The sequence below is a fragment of the Meiothermus sp. CFH 77666 genome, from assembly GCF_017497985.1.
In the GTDB taxonomy this organism is placed as follows: Bacteria; Deinococcota; Deinococci; order Deinococcales; family Thermaceae; genus Meiothermus.
Genome location: NZ_JAGDFV010000003.1, coordinates 41,762 through 54,313, shown reverse-complemented (window position 1 = coordinate 54,313; position 12,552 = coordinate 41,762). Strand labels below are relative to the sequence as shown.

General features: G+C 61.3%; 10 protein-coding genes and 1 tRNA gene. 6 read left to right on the top strand and 5 right to left on the bottom strand.

The features are described 5' to 3' along the window. Positions 1 to 99: 99 nt before the first annotated feature. A tRNA-Arg gene (locus J3L12_RS02625) sits at positions 100 to 175 on the bottom strand. 43 nt (positions 176 to 218) lie between these two features. On the opposite strand from J3L12_RS02625, the gene J3L12_RS02620 reads away from it, so the two are divergent. Both J3L12_RS02620 and ndk read left to right on the top strand, forming a co-directional pair. After that, positions 219 to 2,072, top strand: coding sequence for a peptidyl-prolyl cis-trans isomerase (locus J3L12_RS02620; protein WP_208013489.1), 1,854 nt, complete (start codon positions 219 to 221; stop codon positions 2,070 to 2,072). A 129-nt stretch (positions 2,073 to 2,201) separates the two neighbouring features. Then, positions 2,202 to 2,618: a nucleoside-diphosphate kinase gene (gene ndk, locus J3L12_RS02615; protein WP_208013488.1), complete on the top strand. Its 417-nt coding sequence runs from the start codon at positions 2,202 to 2,204 to the stop codon at positions 2,616 to 2,618. Positions 2,619 to 2,672: 54 nt separating this feature from the next. On the opposite strand, the gene J3L12_RS02610 is transcribed toward ndk, so the two are convergent. Genes J3L12_RS02610 through uvrB form a run of 3 tightly spaced genes read right to left on the bottom strand, consistent with a single transcriptional unit; the run spans position 2,673 to position 5,414 of the window. Next, entirely contained in the window at positions 2,673 to 3,014 is a 342-nt protein-coding gene (locus J3L12_RS02610; RefSeq protein ID WP_208013487.1) for a DUF86 domain-containing protein, read from the bottom strand. Continuing rightward, on the bottom strand, positions 3,011 to 3,394 hold the full coding sequence (locus J3L12_RS02605; protein WP_208013486.1) for a nucleotidyltransferase domain-containing protein: 384 nt from the start codon (positions 3,392 to 3,394) through the stop codon (positions 3,011 to 3,013). Before J3L12_RS02605 ends, J3L12_RS02610 begins: the two co-directional genes overlap by 4 nt. A gap of 19 nt (positions 3,395 to 3,413) precedes the next feature. Then, a complete protein-coding gene (gene uvrB / locus J3L12_RS02600) occupies positions 3,414 to 5,414 on the bottom strand; it encodes an excinuclease ABC subunit UvrB (RefSeq protein ID WP_208013485.1) in 2,001 nt (666 codons plus the stop codon). Between the two features lie 78 nt (positions 5,415 to 5,492). Between uvrB and J3L12_RS02595 the strand changes: the two genes are divergently transcribed. Beyond that, complete coding sequence (locus J3L12_RS02595; protein WP_208013484.1) at positions 5,493 to 5,726, top strand: CopG family transcriptional regulator; 234 nt, start codon at positions 5,493 to 5,495, stop codon at positions 5,724 to 5,726. A 115-nt stretch (positions 5,727 to 5,841) separates the two neighbouring features. Beyond that, a complete protein-coding gene (locus J3L12_RS02590) occupies positions 5,842 to 6,246 on the top strand; it encodes a PIN domain-containing protein (RefSeq protein ID WP_208013483.1) in 405 nt (134 codons plus the stop codon). 45 nt (positions 6,247 to 6,291) lie between these two features. Here the strand turns inward: J3L12_RS02590 and J3L12_RS02585 are convergent, their stop codons facing one another. Continuing rightward, entirely contained in the window at positions 6,292 to 9,021 is a 2,730-nt protein-coding gene (locus tag J3L12_RS02585; protein WP_208013482.1) for an S-layer homology domain-containing protein, read from the bottom strand. Positions 9,022 to 9,779: 758 nt separating this feature from the next. On the opposite strand from J3L12_RS02585, the gene glmS reads away from it, so the two are divergent. Together glmS and J3L12_RS02575 are read left to right on the top strand one after the other, a co-directional pair. Beyond that, positions 9,780 to 11,594, top strand: coding sequence for a glutamine--fructose-6-phosphate transaminase (isomerizing) (gene glmS, locus J3L12_RS02580; RefSeq protein WP_208013481.1), 1,815 nt, complete (start codon positions 9,780 to 9,782; stop codon positions 11,592 to 11,594). Between the two features lie 143 nt (positions 11,595 to 11,737). Continuing rightward, positions 11,738 to 12,547, top strand: a complete 810-nt coding sequence (locus J3L12_RS02575; protein WP_208013480.1) for a DUF72 domain-containing protein — start codon at positions 11,738 to 11,740, stop codon at positions 12,545 to 12,547. Positions 12,548 to 12,552: the final 5 nt, after the last annotated feature.

Sequence of the window (12,552 nt, the reverse complement as noted above, 5' to 3'; positions counted from 1 at the left end):
CTGACGCTTAACCCTGGTCTTACCAAGTCGGGGTACAAAAAGCTCAGTGGGGCGATGCTACCGGAAAAAAAGGCCGGGCTACGCCCGACCCAATAAAGATGGCGCACCCGACAGGACTCGAACCTGTGGCCTTTCGCTCCGGAGGCGAACGCTCTATCCACTGAGCTACGGGTGCATAAGCACAGAGAAGGGTAGCACCGCACAGAGGAGGCAGTCAAGTGTTTGGAATCAACAGAAGGGTCGTTGCCATTATCTTTGGGGTTCTCGCCCTGGCTTTTGTGGCGGGTTCGGTTCTGCTGTTTACGCCCCAGGGCCAGCGCAGCACCCGGGGCAAGACCGAGTTCACCGTGAATGGCCGCCCGGTCTACGAGCTAGACCTGGCCCGGGCCCAGCAGAGCGACCCCATCCTGAGCACCAACCCCCAAGGGCTACTAAGGAATCTTGCGAACGTAAACTTTGGTGAGCATTTTGTCGTCATCAACGCGCTGATGCAGGATACGGCCCGTATCGGGGTTTCCAGTGGTGAGCTCAAGAAGGAATTAGACACCATCAAAGAGCGCTTTGGCCTGCAAAAGAAGGAAGACTACGACCGCTTCCTGGCCCAGGTGGGTTACACCGACGCGCAACTGCGTAGTGAACTGCGCAATCAGATCCGCATCAACAAGCGCCTCGAGGAGCTTCAGAAAAAGGCCGAACCCACCGAAGAGGAAATGCGCCTTTACTTCGAGCTGAACCGCGACCGGTACAAAAACGAAGAGCGCGTACAGGCCCGCCAGATTGTGCTGGACGACAAGGCCACCGCCGACAAAATCTATGCCGAGGTCAGCGCGCCCGGCGCCGATTTTGCCGCCATTGCCAGGGCCAACTCCAAGCTCAACGCCGACCAGGGCGGTGCCCTGGGTGCTGAGGCCGGCAAGAGCGAACCCGGCCCGGTCACCCGGGTGGTCTTCCCCAACGCCGTGGCTGATGCCGTGTTCAAACTGCGCGATGGCCAGATCAGCAAGCCCATCGAGGCCGGAGGCCGCTTCTACATTGTGAAGGTGGAGAAGTACCTGCCCGCAGGCGATGTGAAGTTTGAAGAGGTCAAGGATCGGGTCAAGGAAGATGCCAAGCGCATCAAAGGCCAAGGTGCACAGGAAGCCTACATCGAGGAGCTGCGGGCCAAGGCCAATGTGAAGTTTGCCGAAGGGGCTAGCTTCAAGTTCGAGAACCCGGTGGTAGCCAGGGTGGGCGAGACCGAGATCAAGCTAGGCGAAGTGACCCAGAATGCCTTTTCCAACCCGCAGTTGCCCCAGTTGTTGCAGCAGGGCCTGGGGGAGCTGGCCGTCCAGTTATTCATACCCCAGACGCTCGAGAATCTGATCACGCGCGAGGTCATTTACCAGGCCGCCAAAGGGCTCGGTCAGCCCTTCTTCGGCTCCAAGGCCGACATCGCCAATCAGGCCCAACTCTGGCAAACCCGCAATGTTGCCGTCTCGGATGCCGACGTGCGCAAGTTCTACGACTCCAACCTGAAAGATTTCGTTATCCCGGCTTCGGCCAAGGTGCAGGCGGTGAACTTCAAGAAGGAAGACAAGGCCAAGGCCGATGCCTTCCGGGCGGCGGCCCTCAAGGGCGGCAAGCTGGAAGACCTGGCCAAGGCCAACGGCGGCACCGTGCAAGACTTTGGCGTGGTTAACCCCGGCACCATGCCGCCCGTGCCCAACCGGCTGGTATTCCTGACCCGAGGCAGCTTCCCCAAAGGCCCGCTGGGCGAGGTGAGCGAGGTGGTGAAGCTCGAGGACGGCAGCTACCAGGTGCTCATCATCAACGACCGCAAGGCCGAGGTATTGCGGCCTTTCGAGGAGGTTAAGGAGGAAGCCCGTCAGCAGGTGCTGGCCACCCGCCGGGCCGAAGCCGCCCGCAAATGGGTCGAGGAAGCGCGCAAAAGCATCAAGGTAGAGAACAACCTGCAAAAGGTGCTGGCCTCGCTCACGCCGAAAGAAGAACCCAAGCAGGAAGAACCCAAAACCAACAGCAACCAGCCGGGCAGCAACCCCTCCACCCCGGCCAACCCGCCGGCCAATCGCTAGTTCTGCCTGATTCACGGCCCTCCCCAGCCTAGGGGAGGGTTTCGCTATGAACCCCAGCTACAGGAAAATCGGCAGGCGGCGACGCAGACCTTCTGCAATTGGCCTCGAGCGTGTAAACTCTTCTGCGGTATGGAACGCACCTACATCATGGTCAAACCCGACGGCGTGCGCCGTGGCCTTACAGGCGAAATTATCAACCGTATCGAGCGCAAGGGCTTCAAGATTGTGGCCATGAAGAAAATGGTCATTGCCCGCGAGACCGCCGAAACCCACTACGGTGAGCACAAAGGCAAACCCTTCTTCGAGGGGCTGGTCAACTTCATCACCAGCGGGCCGGTGGTGGCGATGGTGGTCGAGGGCCCAGGGGCCATTGCCGAGATGCGCCGCCTGATGGGGGCTACCCGCCCCTGGGAGGCTGCCCCCGGTACCATCCGGGCCGACTTTGCCACCACGGTGGACGAGAACATCATCCACGGCTCCGATAGCCCCGAGAGCGCGGCCCGCGAGATCGGGATTTTCTTCAAGCCCGAAGAGATTATCGCCTAGTGCCGACGCCGCTACTTACCCTTCCCGGCGGTGGTGGGCTCTTTTTGTCCCGATCTAGCCCAAGTCAGACCCGCACTCCAGCAGCCGGGCCACCTCCAGACGCACTGTCGGTAAGCTGTTCTGGATTACGTCCCAGACTACTTCTACCGCCACCTCGTCGTAGTCGTAGATGAGCACATCTCGAAACCCTGCCAGGCTGCGCCAGGGCATCTGGGGGTGCTGAACCCGAAAGGCCGGGGAAAGGCGCTTGGTGGCCTCACCCATCACCTCGAAATTGCGAATCACTGCGTCACGGATCAGCTTGGAGGTTTGCAGGTCTTGTAGGCTATGGGCGGTTTCAAGGATAAAGTCGGCAGCCTCGAGGATCTGTCGCAGGTAAAGCCTGGGGTTTTTCACAGCTCAATGGCCTCGGCCCAAATGCTTTCCTGTACCTCTGGGTGAAGGTAGCCTGCTTCTACGACTTCGACCGGCCTACCAAGGAGGGCCTCGAGGCCTTCCTTGAAGTCCAGCCGGTCTTCCAGCCTGGCCCGGGTAAACTTGGCAAGAAAATCCACATCACTTCCTGCCTGGGCTGCTCCTCGAGCCACCGAACCAAACTGCCACAACCGCTCTACCCCGCAACGCCGGGCCAGGGCCTGAATGGGCTCGCGTAGGGCCAGCAGCGCCTCCCTTGTCACGGGAGGACGGGTACGGGCCTCGAGCTCCCTCAAAAGCTCTTCAAGCTGGGCCGGGCTCAGGGCCTCGAGGTGCTTGAGGATGCGCTCGCGAACGGTCATACCTTCAGTGTACAAAAGCCTAGCGCCGACGCCGCCGCTTACCCTTCCCGGTGGTGGTGGGCTCGGGCAGGCCCTTGATACGGGCCTCGAGTGAACGCATCTGGTCGCGCAGGCTGGCAGCTTTCTCGAAGTCGAGGGCTTCGGAGGCGGCCCACATCTCGGTCTCGAGCTGCTCCAAGAGGCTTTGTAGCATGGCGGGGTCGTCCAGCACCACCTCGGCGGCCTCGGCCTCGTAGTCCTCGGGCTTGACCATCTTGCGCACCGATTTCTGGATGGTAGCGGGGGTAATGCCGTGCTCGAGGTTGTAGGCTTCCTGGATGGCCCGGCGGCGGTTGGTCTCGTCTATGGCGGCCCGCATCGAGTCCGAAACCGTGTCGGCATAGAGAAAAACCTCGCCCCCCACATTGCGCGCCGCCCGCCCAATGGTCTGAATCAGGGAGCGCTCGGAGCGCAGGAAACCCTGCTTGTCGGCGTCCAGAATGGCCACTAGCGAGACCTCGGGCAGGTCGAGCCCCTCGCGCAGCAGGTTGATACCCACCAGGGCATCGAAGTAGCCCAGGCGCAGGTCGCGCAGGAGGGCCTGGCGCTCGAAAGCGTCGAGCTCGTGGTGCAGGTAGCGGGCCCGCACCCCGTGCTCCACCAGGTAGGCTGTGAGCTCCTCGGCCATGCGCACGGTCAGCACCGTCACCAGGGTGCGCTCGCCCCGCGCTGCACGGGTGCGGATGGCCCCCATCAGGTCTTCAATCTGGCCCACGGTGGGCTTGACCGTCACTTGGGGATCCAAGAGGCCGGTGGGGCGGATAATCTGCTCGACCACCCGGCCCGAGACCTCGAGTTCGTAGGGGCCGGGGGTTGCGGAGACAAACACAATCTGTCCGGCCCGCTCCAGGAACTCGTTCCACTTGAGGGGGCGGTTGTCGAGGGCGCTGGGCAGGCGGAAGCCGTAGTCTACCAGGGTTTTCTTGCGCATGTAGTCGCCGTTGTACATCCCCCGAAGCTGCGGCGCGGTGACGTGCGACTCGTCGAGCAGCACCAGGTAATCGTCGGGGAAATAGTCAAGCAGCGTGTAGGGCGCTTCGCCCGGCGCCTTGCCCGACAGAAAGCGGCTGTAGTTCTCGATGCCGGGGCAGGTGCCCATCACCTCGAGCATCTCGAGGTCGTAGAGGGTGCGCTCCTTGAGCCGCTGGGCCTCCAGGAGTTTGCCTTCGGCCTCGAAGACCTTCAGGCGCTCCTCCAGCTCCTTCCTGATTTCCGGGATAGCCTGCTTCAAGCGCCACTCCGGCGTGGCGTAGTGGCTGGCCCCCAGCAGTACAAACCCCGGCAGGTCTTTGAGCCGCTCGCCCGTAACCGGATGCACCACCGTTACGCGGTCAATGGTGTTGCCAAAAAGCTCGATGCGGATGGGCTCCTGCTCGTAGGCCGGCCAGACCTCGAGCACCTCCCCTCTGGCCCTAAAGCGCCCCGCCTCCAGTTGCAAGTCGCCCCGTTCGTATTGCAAATCCACCAGCCGCTCGATCAGGGCCTCGCGGGGGTAGTCCTGCCCCACCTCCACAATCAGGCTCATGTTTTTGTAGTCTTCAGGGCTGCCCAAACCATAGATGGCCGAGACCGAGGCCACCACAATCACATCGCGCCGGGTGAGCAGGCTGCGGGTGGTGGAGTGGCGCAGGCGTTCAATTTCGGGGTTGATGGCGGCGTCTTTCTCGATGTACAGGTCGCGCCCGGGCACGTAGGCTTCGGGCTGGTAGTAGTCGTAGTAGCTGATGAAGAACTCCACCGCGTTTTCGGGGAAAAGCTCGCGGAACTCGGCAGCCAGTTGGGCAGCCAGCACCTTGTTGGGCGCCAACACCAGCGCGGGGCGGTTCAGGCGGGCAATGATCTGGGCCATCGTGATGGTCTTGCCGGTGCCGGTAGCCCCCAGCAGGGTCACGAAGCGCTCGCCGTCGCGCAACGCCTCGATCAGCCCCTCGATGGCCTTGGGCTGGTCGCCTTTGGGTTCAGGGCCCTGGTAGCGGAACATAGATTATCAGTCTACCTTTAGCCCGTATGTTCTGTTCATACCAGAACACAATCCTGCTAGGTATGCTAACATAAGCATATGAAGCGAACCACGATCTACCTCGACCCTGAGCTGGAGATTCATCTCAAGCTCGAGGCCCGCCGACAAAAGAAGCCCATGGCCGAGGTTATCCGCGAGGCCCTCCGCAAAAGCCTTCCCCCCAGGCCCCGTTCTAAGTATGCAGGTGCTTTCGATAGCGGCCATACCGATGGGGCCGAGCGCTTCGAGGAAATCCTGGGTGAACTGGGTTTTGGCGATGAGGAGAACAGTTAAGTTGCGTCTATGTGAGATCTACAGAAGAATCCAGACTGCGACAGAAAATCATGTTCCGGGCGCAATACCTAAATGATTTTCGATCGTGCCATTATCCAACGGCGGGAGGTATTTGGTGGTTCTTGTCCTGGACAGCGGAATACTGGTAGCCTACTACGACCGCCGTGACTCCTGGCACAACTCGGCGAAAACCCTCCTCGATGAGGCGGATCTATTGATTTTACCCACGCCAATCATCCCAGAGGTGGATTATTTTCTAAGCCGTCGCATGGGATGGCAGGCACCTTTGGCGCTCCTAGACGACATCACCTCGAGGGTGTATCAGCTGGCCGAACTATCCCTGGATGGATACGAGCGGGTATTGGAGATCAACCAGCAGTATGCCGATCTCCACCTGGGGTTCGTAGATGCCGCTGTTATCGCTATTGCCGAAGAGCTGGGCCTGGGCCGTATTGCCACAACGGACCGACGGCATTTTGGAGCCGTAAGGGCTAAAATCCCACTGGTGCTTCTTCCATAAAAAAAACCCCGCCCTTCCGGGCGGGGTAGTGCTTGCAGACAGGTCTTACCAGCTGAAGCTGTAGGAGATGCGGAAGCCGTAGCTCCGGTTGTCGGTACCGCCAGTGCTGAGGACACCGGTGTGGTAATCAAGCCCGATACCGGCGTAGCGGTAGGTGAGGAGAAGGCCCGAGAGGGTGAAGTCCACCGCACCGGTGTTGTCAGAGTAGATGTAACCGGTGGTGTGGTCGTAGAGGTGATCCTCGACACCCAGGGTGGCAGCAGCCGCATTCAGGCCGGTACCAGCATAGTTAGCGTACTTCACAGCCAGCGTACCACCGTTGAAGAAGAAGTTGGCCAGGCTGACACCGGCGTACCAGTAAGTTTCGCTGCGGCTAGGCCCACCGATGTTGGAGTTACGGGTTACGAAGCTACCCTCAATGCTGGGGTTGATAAAGCCCAGGTTGAAGGTGTCCGTCTTGAGCTGAGCCCCAAACTTGATTTCGCTACCGGTTACACTACCTCCCGCCGCGTCGAAGAAGAAGAGGGGGGTAATGCCAAAGGGCCCGAACTTGGCTTCGTACTTGGCGCCAATGAGAATGTCACTGCGGTCGTAGTCACCAGCGGCAGCAGTCTCGAGCTGGCGGTATTCGCCGAACAGATCCAGGCCCCTGATCAGGGCGTTGGAAGCCTTGCCGTCATGCGAGAGCTTAATGCCGTACTTGCTGTCGAAGCGATCGCTGCCGGTTTGGAGTACGCCACCCGAGTCGGTTACATTGTAGTAGTAACCAAACAGGCTCAGGCCAGCAAACAGGGGAACCGTGGCATCCACACCCAGGCTGTTGCGAATGCTGGCAGCCGTCTCAAAGAAGTCAGCATCGCGGTCATACTGACCCGTCACGCTGACAAAGCCCAGGCCAATCGTACCCTTCACCCCAAAGCCGCGCTCGTTGTCGTCGTAGGGGCGCTTGTTGTCGCGGCTGGTCTGGAAGTCAATCGAGAGACCAGCGTTGTTGGCGTTGTAGCCGCTCTCAGCAAACTGCGGGTCAATCGCACGGGCGTTGGCCTCAATGCTGACCGGGCCCAGGCTGGTCGAAAGCTTGATCACCGAAGCCTGGTCAACAGCAGCGGAGTTGGAGAAGTCCCAGTTTGCAACCGTCACAGGCTTGGTTGCTACGTACTCAGCTTCCAAGCCGAGGAAGCCGAAGAGCTTGCCGTTCAGATCCAGGGCAAAACCGGCACGGCCAGTGGCAGCCTCACGGAGGTTGTATTCAGCATAGCTCAAACCAGCAGTCAGCCCAAACAGATTGACCGTGGAGCGCAGACCGAAGTAGTCGCGCACACCGCCGGAGTTGCCACCCACTACAAAGTTGCTGTCACCCGTACCGCCAAATACCACCGTGTAGGTGGGGCTGAAGGGGGCTTTACTGGCGCTAAAGTCCACCTTGAAGCCACGGCCCAGACCACCAGTGTAGTTGGGGTCGGCGTTGGACATGAAGTAGTTGGTGAAGCGGAAGGCGTTGAAACGGTTGTAGGCGATGGTAAAGGGCTGGCCGTCGATGTTGCCGCGCACCGAAGCTACCATCACCTGCGGGATGCCCGAGGCTACGTTCTGGGTGAATCCAACGGTGGGCAAGCCATCCTCGAGGCGAGGAGCACCATCCTGGGTCCAGCGGAGCTGGATGCGGGCCTCCTGGAAGTTGAAGCCAGCAGTGCTGCCAGGGGTACGTGCTACCGTGAAGGTGGTGATGATACGAGCGCGGTTGTCGCCGCCGTTGTTGAAGTCGGCATCGTCTACGGTCTGGCCGTTGTCGTTGGCGTCCCAGGTGTAGTCGTCCCACACGTTGGAGTACAGGCGACGGACGTCGTAGTTGGTGCCGGTGGTGTAGTTGTAGCCGTAGCGCCCGGTAATGCTACCGGTCAGGCTGGGGCGGGTGCCTTCCACCGCGGCCAGACGGCTGTCAAGGCCGCTCACGCGGGTGTCCAGCGCGCTCACGCGGTCGGAGAGGCGCACCAGGTCGGCCCGCAGGGCGGTGGCGAACTCCTGGATGGCCGCCACGTCTTCACGGTTGGCAAAGCTGTCGAAGTCCACATCGCCCAGTTGCTTCTCGAGGGCGGTCACGCGGTCTTGCAGGCTGAGCACGTCCTGGTTCAGCAGTACGGCCAGCTCGTTAAGGGCGCGGATGCTGTCGCCATCGGCCTCAATCTGGGTCTTGAGGGCGGCTACATCGCCTTCCACACGATCCAGGCGCTCGGCCAGGATCTGGGCCTGGGCCAGGGCGGTGTCGGCGGCCACCGAGGCAGCTTCCACACGGTCGGCCAGGTCGGCCAGAGCGGCTTCGTCCATGCCACCTTCGGGCTGGGCAGGCTTGGCCTTCAGCTCTTCGATGGCGGCCTCGAGGCGGGCAATGTCGTCCTTGGTTGCAGCGTTGTCTTCCAGGGCCGACACGCGCACACCCAGGGCAGCCAGCTCGGCAGCCAGCTCCTGCACCGCGTTACGGATGGCGGTCATGTCCTCTTCGCTGAGGCCCGCGCCTTGACCCTTGACACACTCGCCACCCTGCTGAATCTCGGTGAGCAAGCGCTGGAAGATCAGGGCGGCCTGGTAGCGGGTCAGGTTGGTGTTACCACGGAAGGTTCCGTCGGGGAAGCCCGTGATAAGACCGCAGGCCGCGATGCGCTCAACGGCTTCTTTGGCCCAGTGTCCGGCGGGTACGTCGGAGAACTGCGCCTGACCGAAGCCTAGACCGAGCACGGTCAGCAACCCAGCCAAGTAAACTACTAGCTTCTTCTTCATTCTGCCTCCTCAAACTCTCATGTTGCGCCTAGATGGACGCACCACAAGAACCTGATGTTGCGGAGGCGCAGGATTCTTTTAGGGGCGAGTTGCCGCGTTTCCTCTCCCAAAAACCCCTTGCATCCGCAACGGACGCCCGGTGAAAGGCGACCCCTTTCGGGGCTCAAAAAGCTCTCACCTTGCGCATCCGGGGGGCATCATACCCGTGTGTTTATCGGGCTGTCAAGTATGAACGGGCACGCAGACGAAAAAACAGTACAATGAATAGGGGTTTATTAACCCCGGAAAGGAGGCCAAACTACAAAGTGAGGAGCGCAGGGGGTCAGGGGGCTTCAGCGGGAGCGGTTAGCAAAAACTTACCGGGCTCCCACCTGGCAAGCCATGCCTGACCTTACGAGGTGGCGGTCTCTATAGAGATAAGCAGACAACTGCGAAAGATCGAAGTTCCGCGGATGCCGCCAGGGCGTGAACCCCGCCCTCTCCGCTGGCCCCCAGAGGGATTGGGAGCCAGACCAGCTCGACGGGAAAGCCAGCAGCGCGAGCGCTGGACAGCCAACGAGCAGGGTTCAACGGGAAACAAACGATTGACGGGCACCAGGACACCAGCCCGGCCAGCCACACTGGCCAGGTACCTGCTTGTTAGGGAGGCAGGGCTCTGTTGGTTTGGTGCAAAAACGGGTGGGTTGGCCCTTCTGTTGGTCTAAGGTGGAAGTGGGGTTGACTCGAGCTAACTACGAACCTGAAGTGAGGTTTACGACATGTGTGGAATCGTGGGATATGTGGGTTTTAGAGATGCGTCGGACGTGATTTTAGACGGGCTCAAACGCCTGGAGTATCGGGGCTACGACTCGGCAGGCATCGCGGTCAAGGTCAACGGGCATCTGGAGGTGGTCAAGAAAGCGGGCAAGCTCCAGGTGCTGGCCGATAGCCTGAAGGAGCACCGCCTGAGCGGGCAGTTTGGGGTGGGGCACACCCGCTGGGCCACCCACGGGGCCCCCACCGACCCCAATGCCCACCCCCACATGACCGAAAAGGGCGAGATTGCAGTAATTCACAACGGCATCATTGAGAACTACCTGCCCCTCAAGGAGGGCCTGATTGCCCGGGGGCACACCTTCAGCTCCGAGACCGACTCGGAGGTGCTGGCCCATTTGATCGAGGAAAAATACCAGGGCGACCTGGTCGAGGCGGTGCGGCTGGCCCTCTCGGAAGCCTACGGGGCCTATGCCCTGGTGGTGGCCCACCAGAACCACGAGGAGATTGTGGTGGCCCGTACCGTGAGCCCGCTGGTGATTGGGCTGGGCGAGGGGGAGAACTTTGTGGCCTCGGATGTGCCGGCCCTTTTGCCCTATACCCGCCGGGTCATTTTTTTGCACGATGGCGATATGGCGGTGGTGCGCCGCGAGGGGGTACAGGTCACCGACCTGGCCGGCAACCCGGTGGAGCGGGAAGTGGTAACGGTGGAGTGGAGCCTCGAGGCCGCCGAAAAAGGCGGACACCCCCACTACATGCTCAAGGAGATCTACGAGCAGCCCCGGGTGCTGGAAAACACCCTGGGGGGCCGCCTCTACGAAGAGGAGACGGGGGTGGAGCTAGGTCTCAAGCTCGAGCCCACCCGCTACGACAAGGTGCACATTGTGGCCTGCGGCACGGCCTACTACGCGGCCTGGGTGGGGAAGTATCTGCTGGAGGCTTTAGCCCGGGTGCCGGTGGAAATTGAGGTGGCCTCCGAGTATCGCTACCGCGACCCGGTGGTGGACGACAAAACCCTGGCCATCTGCATCAGCCAGTCGGGCGAGACCATAGATACCCTCGAGGCCATCCGAGAGGCCAAGCGCAAGGGGGCCGGCACCCTGGGGGTCATCAACGCTAAGGGCAGCAGCATCACCCGCGAGGTGGACGACACCCTCTACATCCACGCTGGCCCCGAGATTGGCGTGGCCTCGACCAAGGCCTACATCGCCATGCTGGCGGCTATGGCCATGCTGGCGGTGTGGATGGGCCGGGCCAAAGGCACGCTGAACGAAAAAACCGCGCGGGAACTCCTGAGCGAGATGCGCAAGCTACCCCGGCTGGTGGAGGAAGCCCTGGAGCAGCGCCCCCAGATTGCCCACATCGCCGAGAAGTACCACCAGGCCCAGGACTACCTGTTCCTGGGACGGCACATCCAGGCCCCCACCGCCTACGAAGGGGCCCTCAAGCTCAAGGAAATCAGCTACATCCATGCCGAGGCCTACCCTGCCGGCGAGATGAAGCACGGCCCCATCGCCCTGATTGACGAGCGCCTGCCGGTGGTGGTGCTCGCGACCCAGAGCCCCTTCTACGAGAAAACCGTCTCCAACATCCAGGAGGTGCGGGCTCGAGGCGGGCGGGTGATTGCGGTGGCCAGCGAGGGCGATACCGAGGTACAGAAGTTTGCCCAGGACGTGATTTACGTACCCAGAACCCACCCTTTGCTGGCCCCGGTGGTGAGTGTGGTGCCGCTGCAACTTCTGGCCTACGAGACCGCCGTATACCTGGGGCGCGACGTGGATCAGCCCCGGAACCTGGCCAAGAGTGTGACGGTGGAGTGAGCTCCCTCTGTACACGCGCTATCGCTCTGATAGCGCGTTTTTTGTTGATCTTATGGCCTGGTGGGCTCGAGCGGTTTCCGTGACGTGGAATGAAGTACGATAGAACCGCCTTCAGCTTTGGGCCTTCGGCAGTTCGGTCAAGCATGGAAATCTACCTCGGCACCGGCGGCTACACCAATGAAGACTGGGTGGGCCTCTTGTACCCCCCCGAGGCCAGAAAGGACGAATGGCTCTCCATCTACGCGCGAACCTTCAACGCCGTGGAGCTGAACTCCTCTTTCTACAACATACCCGGCCTCAAAGCCTTCACGGGGATGCTCAAACGCAGTGAAGGACGGGTGCACTGGGCCGTCAAGATTCACCAGCGCATGACCCACGAGCGAAGCGCTACCGACGACGACTACCGGCGGCTTTTTGAATCTGTGGCCCCGCTGCGCGAGGCTGGGGTGCTGGGGCCCTTTCTGGCCCAGTTTCCCCAAAGCTTTCACCGCACCCCCGAGAACCGCAAGTACTTTGCAGCACTGGCCCAGCGCTTCGCCGACCAAACCCTGGCCCCCGGCGGTCTGGCGGTGGAGTTTCGCCACGCGTCCTGGGACAACGAGGAAGTACGCCAGGCCTTCTGCAAGGCAGGCCTGACCTGGGTTAGCACCGACTATCCCCCCCTCCCCGGCCTGCCCAAAAACGAGCTGCACCTCACCGGCGAGATCGCCTACATTCGCCTTTCCGGGCGCAACAAAGCCAAGTGGTACGAGGGCAAAGACCAGGCCGAACGTCACGACTACCGGTACAGCGAAGAAGAGCTGCACTTCTGGGTGCAGTCGCTGCTGGCAGCCCTCGAGCACCATACCCTGACCCAGGTCTGGTTCATCTTCAACAACACCACCAAAGGCCACGCCCTGGTAAACCTGGAGATGCTCAAGAAGCTGCTGGAGGAAGCCGGGCTCCACCCCTAGAGGCG